This window comes from Viridibacillus soli (genome assembly GCF_016612995.1).
GTDB lineage: Bacteria > Bacillota > Bacilli > Bacillales_A > Planococcaceae > Viridibacillus > Viridibacillus soli.
In genome coordinates, this window is record NZ_JAEOAH010000007.1 from 151,636 (window position 1) to 168,267 (window position 16,632).

At 38.5% G+C, this 16,632-nt stretch carries 13 protein-coding genes and 1 riboswitch; of the genes, 11 read left to right on the top strand and 2 right to left on the bottom strand.

Annotation, left to right across the window (positions count from 1 at the left end; translation table 11 throughout):
• Window positions 1-61 precede the first annotated feature (61 nt).
• The 3 genes from JFL43_RS08345 (at window position 62) to JFL43_RS08355 (ending at window position 3,136) form a co-directional block, all read left to right on the top strand.
• Window positions 62-1,492: a S41 family peptidase gene (locus tag JFL43_RS08345; RefSeq protein ID WP_200748670.1), complete on the top strand. Its 1,431-nt coding sequence runs from the start codon at window positions 62-64 to the stop codon at window positions 1,490-1,492.
• 227 nt (window positions 1,493-1,719) lie between these two features.
• Window positions 1,720-2,886: a PDZ domain-containing protein gene (locus JFL43_RS08350; RefSeq protein WP_200748671.1), complete on the top strand. Its 1,167-nt coding sequence runs from the start codon at window positions 1,720-1,722 to the stop codon at window positions 2,884-2,886.
• A 19-nt stretch (window positions 2,887-2,905) separates the two neighbouring features.
• Window positions 2,906-3,136 (top strand): CsbA family protein, encoded by a 231-nt coding sequence (locus JFL43_RS08355; RefSeq protein ID WP_234447665.1) that lies wholly within the window; start codon window positions 2,906-2,908, stop codon window positions 3,134-3,136.
• Between the two features lie 343 nt (window positions 3,137-3,479).
• A riboswitch (SAM riboswitch) is annotated at window positions 3,480-3,587 on the bottom strand.
• Between the two features lie 85 nt (window positions 3,588-3,672).
• On the opposite strand, the gene JFL43_RS08360 is transcribed toward JFL43_RS08355, so the two are convergent.
• Window positions 3,673-3,981: an AzlD domain-containing protein gene (locus tag JFL43_RS08360; RefSeq protein WP_100794674.1), complete on the bottom strand. Its 309-nt coding sequence runs from the start codon at window positions 3,979-3,981 to the stop codon at window positions 3,673-3,675.
• On the bottom strand, window positions 3,981-4,688 hold the full coding sequence (locus tag JFL43_RS08365) for an AzlC family ABC transporter permease (protein WP_100794673.1): 708 nt from the start codon (window positions 4,686-4,688) through the stop codon (window positions 3,981-3,983). Before JFL43_RS08365 ends, JFL43_RS08360 begins: the two co-directional genes overlap by 1 nt.
• A 70-nt stretch (window positions 4,689-4,758) precedes the next feature.
• Here JFL43_RS08365 and JFL43_RS08370 point away from each other — a divergent pair, with 70 nt between their 5' ends.
• The 8 genes from JFL43_RS08370 to JFL43_RS08405 all read left to right on the top strand — a co-directional run bounded on the left by JFL43_RS08370 (window position 4,759) and on the right by JFL43_RS08405 (window position 16,199).
• Entirely contained in the window at window positions 4,759-5,310 is a 552-nt protein-coding gene (locus JFL43_RS08370; RefSeq protein WP_100794672.1) for a helix-turn-helix domain-containing protein, read from the top strand.
• A 72-nt stretch (window positions 5,311-5,382) separates the two neighbouring features.
• Window positions 5,383-6,006 (top strand): TVP38/TMEM64 family protein, encoded by a 624-nt coding sequence (locus JFL43_RS08375; RefSeq protein WP_200748672.1) that lies wholly within the window; start codon window positions 5,383-5,385, stop codon window positions 6,004-6,006.
• A 135-nt stretch (window positions 6,007-6,141) separates the two neighbouring features.
• Entirely contained in the window at window positions 6,142-9,678 is a 3,537-nt protein-coding gene (addB, locus tag JFL43_RS08380; RefSeq protein ID WP_200748673.1) for a helicase-exonuclease AddAB subunit AddB, read from the top strand.
• Complete coding sequence (gene addA / locus JFL43_RS08385; protein WP_200748724.1) at window positions 9,638-13,348, top strand: helicase-exonuclease AddAB subunit AddA; 3,711 nt, start codon at window positions 9,638-9,640, stop codon at window positions 13,346-13,348. The genes addB and addA overlap by 41 nt, the downstream gene beginning before the upstream one ends.
• An 11-nt stretch (window positions 13,349-13,359) precedes the next feature.
• Window positions 13,360-14,550, top strand: a complete 1,191-nt coding sequence (locus JFL43_RS08390) for a DUF418 domain-containing protein (protein WP_234447666.1) — start codon at window positions 13,360-13,362, stop codon at window positions 14,548-14,550.
• A gap of 39 nt (window positions 14,551-14,589) precedes the next feature.
• A complete protein-coding gene (locus JFL43_RS08395) occupies window positions 14,590-15,492 on the top strand; it encodes a fumarylacetoacetate hydrolase family protein (RefSeq protein ID WP_100794669.1) in 903 nt (300 codons plus the stop codon).
• Window positions 15,493-15,619: 127 nt separating this feature from the next.
• Entirely contained in the window at window positions 15,620-15,994 is a 375-nt protein-coding gene (locus JFL43_RS08400) for a YisL family protein (RefSeq protein WP_200748674.1), read from the top strand.
• A 79-nt stretch (window positions 15,995-16,073) separates the two neighbouring features.
• The gene (locus JFL43_RS08405; protein WP_407701967.1) at window positions 16,074-16,199 is read left to right on the top strand and encodes a hypothetical protein; all 126 of its coding nucleotides are present in this window, start codon (window positions 16,074-16,076) and stop codon (window positions 16,197-16,199) included.
• Window positions 16,200-16,632 lie beyond the last annotated feature (433 nt).

Consider the following 16,632-nt stretch of genomic DNA (forward strand, 5'->3'; position numbering starts at 1 on the left):
CGTTAGTGTTAATCCAAAGTAGCCGTTCATAAACTGAATGGATATGAAAGGGGTAGACATAATGCGGAAACGATGGATTTTTCTTTTTTTTATAGTGGTTCTAGGGGTAATAGGTTTTTACGCGGTTACGAAGATGAATGTGGTAGAGCCTTCAAGTGCTAATGTGAGTAATTTGACGCAAATTGATGAAGCCTATAAGTTGATTCGAAAAGAGTCAGTACATGAAACGTCGGAGGATCAGCTAGTTGCAGGAGCGATTCAAGGAATGGCGGGGTCACTTGGAGATCCGTATAGCACCTATTACACAAAGGAAGAAGCAAGAATGCATAAAGAGTCACTGTCGGATTCTCGTGTTGGAATCGGAGCGGAAATTACTGCAAATAGCGGACGATTTATTATCGTTTCTCCAGTTAAGTCATCTCCAGCAGAGAAAGCAGGCTTGAAGCCTTATGATGAAATTGTACAAGTGAATGATGAACGTCTAGAAGGTAAATCAATGGCACAGCTTTTGTCTCTTATTCAAGGGGAAGAGGGTACGACGTTGAAGATGACTATTTTCAGACCGTCGGAGGACCGTCATATTGAAGTATCTTTGACCCGTGCAGCAATTGCGATGGAGACAGTGCATAGTGAAATTTTACAATCAGATGATCAGCTTTTAGGCTATGTATCAATTTCGTTATTTGGTGAAAAAACGGCCGAAGAATGGCAAAAGCATACGTCCTCTTTAATGAAACAAAAAATCTCAGGGCTAATTATTGATGTTCGTAGCAATCCAGGAGGGTATTTGCGTAGTGTTGAGCAGGTCATCGGTAGCGTTGTAAAACAAGGCTCTACTTATGCGTTTATGCAAAATTCGAAAGGTGAGCTTAAACCGTTAGAAACAGTGACTAATAAAGAAAAGCTAACTTTTGATGAACAATTAAAGAGAGTGCCTATTGTATTGCTGCAAGATGAAGGAAGTGCTTCTGCAAGTGAAGTGTTAAGCGGAGCGTTAAAAGAATTAAATCGTGCTACTATTGCAGGTGTAAAAAGTTTTGGTAAGGGTACAGTGCAAGAGACTTGGCCATTATTAAATGGTGGGGAATTAAAGTTATCTACAAATAAATGGCTAACACCTAAAAAAGAATGGATTCATGGTAAAGGGATTGAAGCGACTTTGAATGTAAAACAGGATGCTCTTTATCATATGGAATTACCGCCTTTAACAGGTAGTTTTGAGGAAGGTGATTTCAATGAGCAGGTCCTATATGTGCAAGAAGCGTTATCGAAAATGGGCTATCAATTAAAGCGAACGGATGGATATTTTGATCGCGAAACAGCCGAGGCCGTTCTAATGTATAGAAAGAAAAAGAAACTAGCACAGGAACCGATTATAAATGAATCATTCTTTTCAGCGTTACATAAAGAAATGGTAGAATATAAGGGGAACAATCAAAATGACCATCAGCTACAAATGGCAATAGGATATATGTTGAAGAATATAAAATAATCATCTCACTCGTGATTGATTTTTCTTGAAAAAGGCCAAGTAATGAATGTAAATTTACTCAAATTAGAATAACGGCTATCTTCTTTCTAGCTTTTTACTCATATTTCAACCAAATTTGGTTCTAATTATGAAATATAATTTAAATACCTCTACGCTTTCAAACAGTCGTTTGATACAATGAAGAAATAGCTATACTACTAGTTACACTACGGAAGGTGATGCGGAAAATGTACTTAGATATATTAATAGAGCTTTTAAAAGGCATTGGCCGTTTCGTTTTAAACCCAATACTCTACGTTGCCATTATTTTCACTATATTACTGGGCTATCGACGTGTCATAACGGAGCGCAAATCATTCAACACCCGTATTCGCTGGGGTTGGACAGAAACACTTTTCTTGTTAAAAGACGGATGGCTTTTGGCATTAGGTATATCGATTATAAGCATAGGTCTTGGATTAGTTGTACCACTTGAATATTTGGTACTATTCATCTGTGCGAGTATCATTTGTATTTTAACATTTTATTATACAGCTTCAGCAGTTTATCCATTGGCGATTGCATTCGGCGTTATCTGGTATCTTCAGGCACAAGATGCGTCATTTAATTTCTTATGGTGGACATTTACGGGGAATTCGATGGACCTAGGTCTATTTGTTGTTATACCAGCGTTTGTGGGATTACTTCTTTTAGCTGAAGGCATACTTATTTATAGACACGCAGTGAAATTTGCTTCACCGAGATTAGAGAAGTCTGATCGCGGCATGCCAGCAGCTACATATTTAGTGAAACGATTATGGCTATTACCGATTTTCTTCGTCATTCCAGGTGGTCTGATTCAAGCATATATTCCGTATTGGCCGCAGTTGACAATGTGGAATTCTACGTTTTCATTTATATTAGTGCCAGTCGTGATTGGATTCCAACAACGTTCTCGTAAAACATTACCTGTACACTTTTACCCGAGAATAGGGAAAGCAATTATTTTATTAGCAATGATTGTATTATTAGGGGCGATTGTTGCTCCTCATATTCCTGCATTTGGGTTTGTTGGTATTTGTGTTGCTGTAGGTGGCCGAATTTTAATTTCTATTATTTATGCTTGGACTGAGCGCGATAGTGGTTATGCAGTAACACCTCAAAATGCTGGCGTTGTCATTGCTGCCATTTTACCAGGGTCACCAGCACAAGCGATGGGACTACAAGTGGGTGAGTGTATTCGCAAAGTAAACGGTATTGAAGTGCAAACGGAAGAAGAAATGTATGAAGCGTTGCAAGTAAATGCTGCACAGTGTCGTATAGAAGTATTAAATCATGACGGTGAAGTCCGCTTGCGTCAGCAAGTTATACATCGACATGATCATTATAAAATTGGTCTACTCGTCGTGAGATAAAGGAGAAAGCATAGATTATATGGTTACTAAAGTAATTTTAGCGCTGTTCTTTCCAGGATTACTCGTTGTACTATTTACACGTATTACATTCAGTCATTATGTGGCATTAGCATTGTCAGTAGCACTCATTGCTGCTTCGGTTTATGCAGGCTTTACACATCCAACGTTTTTATACGTTGTTGATGCATTGTCATTAACAATTGGCTTTTGGTACGCAACACGTATGATGAATCGTAATAAAGAAAAATAATAATAAACAAAAGCCCGATTTGTCAGATGAGACAATCGGGCTTTTGCGTTGGTAGGAAATGACCTACAAGGAGATGGCTACGAATGAGTAGCGTGTATTTGTAAAATGCTCGAATGAGAGCGGTCAAAATAGTTGTTACAAATGAGTAACGATGAAACGAATGCGCAACTCGAATGGGAGTTAAGAATATAATCTCTCGCAAATGGGCGATACTCAAATGAGAGTTTCTTAGCAGACAATTGAGATCATCAACTTTCTCTATTTTTAGAACGAAAAAGAGCCTATTGCTCCTTTACCAGAAAGAAAACAATAGGCTCTCAACTTATATACGAAAACCATCTCGTTCTCATCTTTCAAGCAAATGATGCTTGTAGGAATTGGCACAGTGTTCACATGTGAATCTGTTGCCGAGACTTCAAAGGGCCTGTCCCTCAGTCTCTCTGGATAAGAAAGTGATATTACTATGTAATTGTTGTAAGAATTAAATATTACTATATATGATATTTAGTGAGAAGTCAAACAATTTTGAAAATAAATTAAAAAAATAAACTGTAAATCGATAATACAGCGATAGCGCCTAGTACGACTAAAATAACATTAGCACCAGCAAAAGCAATCGCAAATGCAGCTACAGCACCAATCAAGCCAAATAAAATATCGCCTTCTTTAATCATCAAAATGGCTGGAAAGATCATCGCACCTAAAATAGCGTAAGGAATATTTTGCAAAATACCTGAAATTATAGGGGGTAGTTCTTTACCTTCTAAAAATGTTAATGGAATTGCACGCGGAATATACGTGACAATAGCCATACCAATAATCATCCACCAATACCATGAACCCATTATACAACGCCTCCTTTACGTTTTGCTTGATTTGCATAAACGATTTCAACTGTAATTGAAGAAACAAGGGCAGCAACTAATAATGCCCAGCCAGTTGATAAAATTTGCGTCCAGTAGAAGAAGCAGTTAATGACTGCTGCAATAAGTGCAAGCATAACAACTTTGCGATTGCCCTTCATAGAAGGAACTAAAAGACCGACAAACATAGCGTAGAGAGCAATTCCCATAGCAGCTTGTAAAAAGATTGGCAAATTTGCACCGATTAAATGTCCGACTGCTGTGAAGACAACCCAACTCCCGTATGCAACGAGCATAACACCGACCCCAAAAGAGGTAGGGAGTTTATCTTCCTTACGAGTTGCAAGTACGGAAAATGATTCATCTGTTACCCAAAAGGCATAGATAGATTTTTTCCACTTTTTCTCGGATTGCATCTTTTCGTTTAGTGATGCCGTCATTAAGAAGTGTCGGATATTGACGACAAAAGTATTAAGAACAATAAGTAATGGATCTGTACCTGTCGTTAATAAATTCAAGGCAATATATTGTGATGCTCCGGCGTAAACAAGTATACTCATTGCTGTAGCTTCCATCATTGAAAGCCCAGTCGTTTTTGCGAGTAAGCCAAATGTTAGCGCAATTGGAAAGTAGCCAATCGCAATACTTGAACCCGCCTTCATACCAGATGTGAATCCAAATTTATCCATAAGTGGACCTCCATTAAAATGTTTAATAAAGTATACAACTGTATGATAAAATATACAAGAGGTGATATTAGTGGAAGAAATTAGTCGTAATTTAGGTAGGCAGTTGAAGAAAATTCGCCAGCAGCGCTTGCTTAGCTTTGATGATTTGGCCAAGTTAACAGATGTCAGTAAAGGACAATTAGCTCAAATAGAAAAGGGCGACTCAAATCCAACAGTTTCGACGATTTGGAAAATTGCTGCAGGTTTACGTATTTCTTTTTCATCGTTATTGCAACCACCACAAGGGCAATATTTAAAAATAAATAGCGCTAAGATTCCATTTGTCGCTGAAAATGATGGAAAGTATCGAGTTTATTCAATTATTCCTTATGACCCAGAGCGTGGTTGGGAATTATTTAAAGTAGAAATGGATCCTGGTTGTAGTCATAGCAGTGAAGCACATACTGAAGGGGTAGAAGAAACAATAACAGCTATAAAAGGACAAGTAATTGTCGAAGCTGGAGATATGTGTGAAACCTTAGATGTTGGTGAAACGCTAGTATTTTCAGGACAGCAAGTACATCAGTATACGAATGGTGCTGATGAAGTGACGGTTCTACATTTCATTTTGCAATATAAATAGTAACTTTTAGGTAGCGCTCTTACCTCAGTTGAAAAACTTACTTGACGCTATTTCCTAGAGAGGAAGAGGCATATGCCAGACTGGTTAACATTAGATAATTTACAAGCATTAGCAGAAGAATACCGCCTAATTGGTACGCTACTCGGTATTTTGCTGCCATTTATTGAAGCATTTTTACCGTTTTTGCCACTTGCTGCATTTGTCATTGCAAATGCAAGTGCTTATGGTTTGTGGATTGGCTTTTTACTATCATGGATCGGAGCGGTTTTAGGGTCATACTGTGTATTTTTAATCGTACGAAAATATGGGCAAAGTCGCTTGTTGAACTTCGTAACAAAGCGTGCTACGGTGAAAAGATTAATCAACTGGGTTGAAATAAAAGGATTTACGCCCTTATTTCTCTTACTATGCTTTCCGTTCACACCATCTGCACTAGTCAATATTGTTGCAGGCTTGTCCAATTTAAAACGGCTTCATTTTTTATTTACTATAATGGCTTCAAAACTTGTTATGATTTTTGTTATTAGCTGGATTGGTTCGGATTTGAGAGCTCTAATAACAGATCCTATTCGCACCGGTGTCATTCTTCTTGTGATTGGTCTGATGTGGTGGGGTGGCAAAATGGCTGAAGGACATTTAAATGCAAAAGTCGAAGAAGATATGAGAAGTGCTTTAAAAGTAAATAAAAAGTCATAGGAGTTGCTTCTGTTTGTTTTCTAGATTAAGGTAGGAACAAATGTTCTTTTTATTTTTGGGAATCTGTATTTTTTTGTACAATAGTAATGAAAATTTTTTTAGGGCTTTTTATTGTTTTAGAAGGAGGGGGTTCCAATGTCACTGCGTATTGTTTCAGGAAGATCAGGCTCTGGAAAATCGACATTTATTCATCATGAAATTGTAGATACTTTGAAGGAACATTCCATGGGAACACCAATATTCTTACTTGTTCCAGACCAAATGTCGTTTTCTTCAGAATATGATTTAACACATCGCTATGATGTATCGGGGCTTATTCGCGCACAAGTGACGACGTTTAAGCGCTTAGCATGGCGTATTTTGCAGGAAACAGGTGGCATTAGCCGTCAAGAGATTAATGGCTTTGGTTATCGGATGCTCATCAAGCGTTTACTAGAGGATAATAAGGAGCAGTTTGCATTGTTCCGCCAAGCTGCAGGTAAACGTGGTTTTACAGATGAAATGGAAACTTTGTTAAAGGAATTTAATCGCTATAGCTTAGATAGTCAGACGTTAGAAGCTCTTTTAACTGATTTTGAGGGGATGAATGCACCACAAACTTTGCGTGATAAAGCGCATGATTTACAGCTATTACTGTCAGCATTAGAGGAGAGACTAGGTACTACATATATTGATAGCGAGGGGTATTTTCCTCTGCTAACAGCACAATTGCAGGATTCGGAAATTATACGTTCTGCAGATATTTATTTGGATGGATTTTCAGCATTTACAACACGAGAATTTGAGCTCGTGCAAGAGCTTTTGAAGGTAGCACGCCGGGTGACAATTGTTTTACCGATGGAATCGGATGAGGATGCAGACGATGAACAAGCATTATTTTACCATTCGGCAAGGACGAGTTTACGATTAAAAGAAATAGCATTTGAAGAAGGTATTGAAATAGAGCCCACCGTCTATTGTCAAACATCTCATCGTTTTAAAAATGAAGATTTGCAATATATCGAAGAAAAGTTTGAATCTCATGATGAGGAAAAAAATGACTCTTCAAACGGTTTTGAGTTCATTGAAGCTACCAATCGCCGTGCAGAAGTACATGCGATTGCAAGAAAAATTCGTGAGTTTACACAAAATGACGCTATTCGTTATAGGGAAATGGCGATTTTGTATCGTCAAGCTGATGTCTATGATCCTTTATTTACGACAATTTTCCCGCAATATGACATTCCTGTTTTCGTGAGTCAAAAAAAACCGATGCTCCATCATCCATTAATTGAACTCAGTCGTTCAGCTCTAGAGGTTATTCAATCAGGCTGGAAGTACGAGCCTATTTTCCGTGCGGTGAAAACAGATTTATTCTTCCCAGTAGATGCGGATTTACATGTTTGGCGAGAGCGTGCAGACCGCTTAGAAAACTTTGTTATGGCACAAGGCATTTACAGTGAACGTTGGTTTGATGAGAATCGTTGGCTTTATAAAAAATACCGTGGTTTGGAATTTTTAACGAAAAATCAAACCGACGAAGAGCGTGCCTTCCAGCAAGAAATTGAAGCAGCACGTAATAAGGTGAGGGAGCCATTAAAAGCACTTGAAGATCAGCTAGCTACCTCTACAACAGGTCTCGAGATCGCAACGGCTCTATTTAATTTCATAGAAAATCTTGCAATTTACGAAAAATTACAAGTGTTAAAGGATAAAGAAATCGACAAAGGTCAGCTCTTAGCCGCAAGTGAGCATGAGCAAGCGTGGAACCAATGGGTAGACGTACTTGATCAGTTTGTGATGATGTTTGGGGAGCAAGAAATGACTCTAGAAGAAGCACTTCACACGTTAGAAGAAGGCTTTGATACGTTAGAGTTTTCACGTATTCCACCGTCATTAGACCAAGTGACGATTGCAACGGCAGATTTGTCTCGTTTAACAAATATGAAAGCTGTTTTTGTCATTGGTATGAATGAAGGAGTTTATCCGCAACGAATCGATCATGAAGGGTTACTATCTGACGCAGAGCGTGAATGGTTTATGCAGCTTGGTTTAGAGCTTGCACCGACATCTAAAACACGTTTGTTAGAAGAAGCGTTCATCACTTATCGTGCGTTAACAATGGCTTCTGATAAACTTATTGTTAGTTATGCGATTGCTGATGAAGAAAGCAAAGCATTATTACCATCACTCTATGTGAAGAAGCTTCATCAGCTAATTCCAAAGGCGCCATTTACAAGAGCGCTAACGGACCCTAGTGAGTCGCTATCAGAACTATCGGATTTACCTTATATTATTCATCCAAATACGTCTTTAGCCTATTTGATGATGCAGCTGCGACAAGCGGAGCATGGCGAAGAACTAACTCCTGAATGGCGTGCACTGCAGGCGTATTATGCAGAGGACCCTTATTGGGCAGATATTTTACAGCGCTTAATGCGTCCATTAAAGGTATTGAATAAAGCGGAGCAATTAACGCCGGATGTAACAGAGGCTTTATATGGATCGACACTTACTTCAAGTGTATCGCGTATTGAGAAGTTCTATGGCTGTCCATTTTCGCATTTTTCTACTTATGGTTTACGTCTTGAAGAACGTGCGGAATATCGCCTTGAAACGCCGACAATCGGGGATTTATTCCACGCAGCATTAAAGTGGATTTCAGAGGAAACACATGAACAGAATATTAAATGGGGTCAGCTGTCACCGGAGCAATGTGCCGATTTGGCGAGACGTGCGGTCGATAAAATTTCACCGCTTCTTTATCACCAAATTTTAATGAGTACAGCTCGATATCGTTATATTCAACGAAAATTGACATTGATTGTACAAAGAACAATGCTTTCCTTAAGTCAACATGCACGTGTATCAAACTTCAAGCCAATTGCTTTAGAGGCAGCTTTTGGGCCGGGAGAACCACTGCCACCGCTGATGATTCAGTTAGATGGCGGTAAGAACATGCAAATGCGAGGCCGTATTGACCGGGTGGATGCTGCAACAATCAATAACAAGCCATATATTCGAGTCGTTGATTATAAATCTTCTTCAAAAAAACTAGATTTAAATGATGTCTATTACGGTTTATCTTTGCAAATGTTAACGTATTTAGATGTGGCCGTTGAAAATTCAGAACAGTGGCTACCATTGCATTCTGAAGCTGGCGGTGTGTTATATATTCATGTCCATAATCCGATGTTGAAGCCATATGATAATCTAGATGGTCAACAGGCGGAGCTTGAACGTTTAAAAGAGTTCAAGATGAAAGGACTCTTATTAGATGATCGAGAGTCATTGATTGATATGGATGAAGCACTTGAAGAAGGTGGTCACTCACAAGTCGTGCCTGCTTATATTGGCAAGAAGGATGGCGCTGTTTCACCTAAACTATCATCCGTTATTTCAAATCAAGATATGGGCCATCTGCGAAATTTCGTACGCCACAAGCATCAAGAGGCAGGTGAGGGTATTTTAGCGGGCCATACTGATATTAGTCCCTACCGTATGAAAACACGTACAGCATGCCAGTATTGCTCTTTTAAGAGTGTCTGTCAGTTTGATACAACGGATGCAAATCAACATTATCGCTATTTACAACCAATGGGAAAAAAAGAAGACGTCATTGAAAAAATTCGAAAGGAGGCTTGTGTAGTTGATGAAAATACCTATGAAGCCGGAGATGGAAACTTGGACTGATGAGCAGTGGAAAGCGATTTGGACTACTGGTCAAGATACTTTAGTGTCAGCGGCGGCAGGTTCAGGTAAAACCGCCGTCTTGATCAATCGTATGATTGAAAAGGTCATTTCAACAGAAAATCCCATCGATGTGGACGAGCTTTTAGTTGTAACATTTACTAATGCTTCCGCAGCTGAAATGCGTCATAGAATGGCAGAAGCTCTTGAAAAAGAGATCGCCAATCAACCAGAATCAAAACATCTTAGACGCCAATTAAGCTTATTAAATAAAGCGCAAATTTCAACATTGCACTCATTCTGTTTAAATATTGTCCGTCAGTATGCGTATCTATTAGATATTGATCCCGGCTTCCGCATCGCCAATGATACAGAAGCTGCGCTATTAAAGGATGACACTTTAGCAGAAGTACTAGAGGAAGCTTACAATAGCGACCAAGTTGATGATGTCTACCGCTTAGTAGATAGTTTTACATCTGACCGCGATGACCAAGCAATCGAATCATTAATTGATAAATTATATGATATGTCGCGTGTTAACCCAGAGCCGATGAAATGGCTTGAATCATTGCCAATGCAATATGATATTGATGGGATTACATCTGTTGATGAGTTACCTATTAGTAAGATTATTAAGCGCTCTGTTAGTCATGCGATTGAAGCGGCCTATTCCCTTATTAAAGATATGAGAGAGCTCAGCCTAGAACCAAATGGACCATCAGCCTATGGGGAAACAGCCGAGAAGGATTTTATTTTATTAACAGAAGCACGTGCATTTTTACATGAACGTACTTGGGAAGAAGCGTACGAATATTTCCATGCTATTAGCTGGGCAAGAATTTCTACGAAAAAGATGGACTGTGATCCAGAGCTGAAGGCATTAGCACAAAGCAAACGTAAGCAAGCAAAGGATTTATTTGACACGGCTAAAAAGCAATATTTCACTAGACGACCCGAAAGGCTACTTGATGAAATTCGATTAATGAAGCCGATGATTGAAACACTAGTAAATATTGCCGCTAGTTTTAGTGAAAAATATGCCGTAGCCAAAAATGAAAAAGGTCTCGTAGATTTTTCAGACTTAGAGCATTTTGCATTGCAAATTCTAACAGATGAAGTAGAGGGGGAACTTGTCCCATCAGCTGTGGCTCTAAGTTACCGTGAAAAATTCAATGAAGTGCTTGTTGATGAATATCAAGATACGAATAGATTACAGGAAACTATTCTACAGCTTGTGAAAAGCGGTGGGAATGCGGATGGCAATATGTTTATGGTTGGTGACGTGAAACAATCAATTTACCGATTCCGCTTGGCAGAGCCAACGTTATTTTTAAACAAATATCTGGAATTTGAAGAAGAGCCAGCAGATACAGGGATGAAAATCGACTTGAATGCTAACTTCCGAAGTCGCCCTGAAGTTTTGAATGGCACTAACTATATATTCTCTCAAATTATGGGTGAGAAAGTTGGCGAAATCAGTTATGATGAAGCAGCAGCGTTAAAACCTCATGCACCTTATAATGACAAGGAAGCCCCTGTAGAATTGGCGGTTCTATACACTGACCAATCGGAAGAGGAAGAATCTAATGATGATCAAACAGAGATAAGTTCAGAGCTACAAGACGAGGAGGAATTAAAGAAATCTCAGCAAGAGGCGCGCTATATTATTCGTAAAATCCAGGAACTGAAACAATCTGGACAAATGGTATATGATACGAAGAAAGGCAAAGAAAGGCCTTTAGAGTACCGTGATATCGTCATTTTAATGCGTTCTATGACTTGGTCAGGCGACTTAGCTGAGGAGTTTAAGCTAGCTGGAGTTCCTTTATATGCAGAGTTAACTAAAGGGTATTTTGAAGCGCTTGAAGTGATGATTATGCTAAATACATTGCGAATTATCGATAACCCGTATCAAGATATCCCGTTAGCGTCTGTTCTGAGAGCACCATTTGTTGGTTTAACGGAAAATGAGCTAGCGAATATTCGATTAGCCGATTCGAAAGCGCCATTTTATGATGCATTGAAGCAATTTGTTCGTAACGAAGGAACGGGCTTAAAATCCAGCACTGCTGAAAAGCTCCAGCGCTTTTTACTGCAATTTGAAGATTGGCGAGATCTTGCTCGCCGCGGCTCTTTAGCGGATTTAATTTGGCGGGTGTATGTAGATACGAATTATTATGAAATGGTCGGTGCCATGCCAAATGGCAAACAGCGCCAAGCGAATTTACGTGCACTTCATGATCGTGCGTTATCTTATGAAAAAACGGCATTTCGGGGACTCTACCGATTTTTGAGATTTGTTGATCGGATGCGTTTACGTGGAGACGATTTAGGAACAGCACGCGCCATTAGTGAAACGGAAGATGTCGTACGATTAATGACGATTCACTCATCAAAAGGACTAGAATTCCCCTATGTTTTTGTAGCAGGTTTAGGTCGAGAGTTTAATAAAATGGATTTCAATTTACCTTATTTATTTGATCAACAGTTTGGTTTAGCGGTGAAAATGATTGATCCTGAAAAACGTATTCAATATACTTCACTGCCATTTTTAGCAATGCAAGAGAAAAAGAAACTTGAGCTAAAGGCAGAAGAGATGCGAGTTCTTTATGTTGCGATGACACGTGCGAAAGAGCATCTCTATTTAGTTGGTACGGTGAAAAATTGGGAGAAAACAAAAGCGGTTTGGGATGATGCAAAGCTGTTGCCAGTAGAAGATATGCTTCCTGACCATGTTCGTGCTTTTGCAAAAAGCTATTTAGATTGGATTGGTCCTGCTTTAGCAAGGCACTCAGACTATGAGCGATATTTAGGTAATGAAGATCCAGAAGTAGTTAATGAGCAATCAAGATGGAAAATTCAAGTCATAGGTGCAGAACATTTTAAAACACCATTAGAAGTAGCTGAGGTAGAAGAAGTGACTGTAGAGGAAATTAATAAACCTCCTGAAATTGATGAGTCGATATTAAAGACTATCAAAAAGCGCTTTGATACAGCTTATGCCTTTGATGGAGCCGTAGCAAAACGTTCCAAAACATCCGTTAGTGAGCTAAAACGGCTGCAAACCTTAGAACAAGCAGAGCAACCTGAATTTTTTGTTAAGGCACCTAAAAAGCAACAGCAAGTGGCAAAGCGACCGAGCTTTTTACAACAACGTTCTTTAACCGCGGCTGAAGTTGGTACCGCGATGCATACAGTTATGCAACATATTCCACAGCAGGGCTTACATTCAAAGAAGGAAATTGATGTTTTTGTGCAGGGGATAGTTGATCGTCAACTATTGACGAAAGAAGAAGGAACAGCTGTAAAAGCGCCTAAAATTGTAGCGTTTTTTGAAACAGCCGCAGGTCAACGTTTTATGAATGCAGTCGAGCTACATCGGGAAATGCCTTTTACTTTTAGCGTTACAGATAATGACGGGGATTCACAAATCGTGCAAGGAGTTGTCGATTGCTTATTTAAGGAAGCAGATGGCAAATGGATTTTACTCGATTATAAAACGGATCGTATCAAAGAGAACATGAAGACGGAGGAAGGGTTACGCAAGGAAATGAAAGAACGTTATGATGTACAGTTAACAATTTATAAAAAAGCGTTAGAAGAAATTTTACGTATTACTATTTCAGAAAAGCTTATTTATGCATTTGATGCACAACGTTCAATAGAATTGTAGGAGGCGAGATTTTGAATTTAACACCAACACCTATGCAGAAGAGAATTGAAGCACTCGATATGATGCGGGGCTTCAGTTTGCTAGGTATTTTCTTAGTGAATATGTTTGCATTTAGTACACCTCTTCCACATATTGATTTAAAAACATGGTTTGAAGCTCCTCTAGATAAGAACTATCATCAGTGGTTAGATATTTTTGTTCAAGGAAGCTTTTATCCACTATTTTCAATGTTGTTTGGTTATGGTTTAGCGATGCAATTTACGAAAGCAACAAAATTGGGAGACAATTTTTATAAGATTGGATCTAAGCGTTTAGCGGTGTTACTTGGCATTGGATTGTTACATGCCTTCCTCATTTGGTGGGGAGACATTTTAATGACCTATGCATTTTGTGGCTTTTTCTTATTGGCGTTATTACGTTTGAAGCCAGTTTGGTTAATGACAATTGGTGGGGCGTTATATGGAATTGTCCATGGCTTCTTAATGGTGTTAATGGGTTTAGCTTCTTTAATAGAAGAATCTAGCGATATGGCACAGTACGTAGATATAGCAGCTATAGAAGGCGCCATAGCAGCTTATGGTTCTGGTTCATGGACAGATGCTTTCATTCAGCGTCTTGCAGATTTACAAGTGCAGGCATCTCCTGGTATGTGGATTATTTCGTTGTTTACTATTTTACCGTATATGCTATTAGGTGCAGCCGCATCCAAATGGCAGCTTGTTGAACGTGCAAAGGAAAAACGTGTATTTTGGATTATTTTAACCGTGATTACGATACCGGTCGGTGTGACAATTAAGATGTTGCCTTATAATTTAGAGCGAAATCTTTTCCTAGACTATGTCCAAGTATCTTTTGGTGGGCCCATACTCGCGGTAGGCTATGCTGGGTTAATTGTCCTGTTATGTCAAATCCCAAATTTTACTAAGATTTTCTCGCCAGTGGCAAAGGCAGGACGTATGTCAATGACTACATATTTAATGCAGTCAATTATAGGAACATTTATTTTCTATCACTTTGGATTAGGATTATATGGTAAAATCGGTGTCGATACCGTAACTTGGTTAGCTGTAGGGATATTCGTTCTACAAGTAGTATTTGCAGAGTTATGGTTCCTGAAATTTAAGCAAGGTCCGGTGGAAGCAGTATGGAAACGTATAACCTACGGAAAAAAGATACAGAAAAAAGAGGAAATTAGTCAATAATTGATGTATCATTGAAAAAAAGAAGGAGTGCCAATATTCATGAAAATTTTATCATTTCGTTATAATAATGTAGTAAGTTTTGGTCCGAAAGTAAAAAAAGAAGAAGCTGTATGGGATGTGTTAGCAATCCAAGAAGTTCTTCAAGTACTACCTTCTTTCGCAACAACAATTGTAGAGGGTATGACAGCTGGTTACGAATTTGTTGAACAATCTCGTAAACTTGTAGAAGCAGCACAGAATTCAGAAGACCCAGAGCAATTTAAATATGCATTTACTGAAATTGAGTGGTTAGCGCCAATTCCACGTACAACGAAAAATATTATTTGTGTTGGTAAAAACTATCAAGATCACGCCAAAGAAATGGGCGCTGAATCTGCTCCGGAAAATTTAATGATCTTCACAAAAGCACCAACTTCAATTGCTGCAGATGAACAAACAATCTCTGCACATGCTGATGTCACTTCTGAGCTTGACTATGAGGGTGAATTAGCAGTTGTTATCGGTAAAAAAGGTAAAAATATTCCTACAAAATTAGCATATGATTATGTATTTGGTTACACAATTGCCAATGATATTACAGCACGTGATTTACAAGCAAAACATAAGCAATTTTTCTTAGGTAAAAGCTTAGATGGTGCTTGTCCAATGGGACCTTACTTAGTAACAAAAGATGAAATCCCAAATCCACAATCTTTATCAGTTGTTACGAAAGTAAATGATGAAGTTCGCCAAAATGGTTCGACAAAGGATATGATGTTCTCAATTGAAGAAATAATCTCTGAGATTTCTAAATTAGTAACTTTAGAACCTGGTGATGTAATCTTAACAGGGACTCCTGCAGGCGTTGGTAAAGGCATGAATCCACCAACATACTTAAAAGCTGGTGATGTAGTAAAAGTGTCAATCGAAGGTATTGGTACTTTAGTAAATCGCTTCGAATAATTTTTTTAGGTATACAAAGCTTTATAAACAGACCGATGGGAGCGTTTTCCATCGGTCTGTTATATTTGTATAGTTCTATACGATTTGGTAGGATAAAAATGATTATAAAAATAGAGGTGGGGCATAAATGGATTTTTTAACTAGTCAAACGCATCTACATATTACAACATGGGTAGTTGCTATCGTATTATTTTTAGTAGCTGCTATGATGCAAAAAGGTACAAAGGGTCGAAAAGTAACCCATATGATTTTACGTGTATTTTATATTTTAGTTATTATCACTGGTGCTGCATTATTCGGTTCTGCTATGGACTATTCTATGGGCATGCAATACGGTTTAAAATTCCTGGGTGGAATTTTAGTAATTGGTATGATGGAAATGGTATTAGTTCGTTCTGCTAAGGGTAAACCAACAAGTATGTTTTGGATTTTATTTGCAGTATTTCTATTATTCACATTGTATATGGGCTTCCACTTACCAATGGGGAGTAAATTGTTCTAAAAGAATACTTATTTAACGTAATCAGAATTGTCTGGTTGCGTTTTTTTGTGAACAATACTATTGATAATATATGATGGAAATGGTTTTAGTAAGAAAAGCAAAAGGCAAACCAACAGCTATGTTCTGGCTTCTATTTGCAGTATTCCTATTAATCACTATGTTCCTAGGTTTTAAATTACCATTAGATGAGAGTTTCTTAGCTTAATACTAGCAATAATATACAGCTACATGACGAATTTCGTGGCTGTTTTCTTTTATTCCAATAACAAGCTTACTTTGAATTTAGAGTAGGCTGGATCATAGAAAAAGAGCTCGAGTCATAATAGTTGAGCGCTGAGTCATAAAAGAAAGAGCTTGAGTGATAACAGTTGGGCGCTGAGTCATAGAAGAAAGAGCTCGAGTGATAAAAGCTGCGCTGAGTCATAGAAGAAAGAGCTCGAGTCATAACAGTTGAGCGTTGAGTCATAAAAGAAAGAGCTTGAGTGATAACAGTTGAGCGCTGAGTCATAGAAGAAAGAGCTTGAGTGATAAAAGCAGCGCTGAGTCATAGAAGAAAGAGTTTGAGTGATAACAGTTGAGTGTTGAGTCATAAAAGTAAGAGCTTGAGTGATAACAGCTATGTTCTTGATTGTCACAGC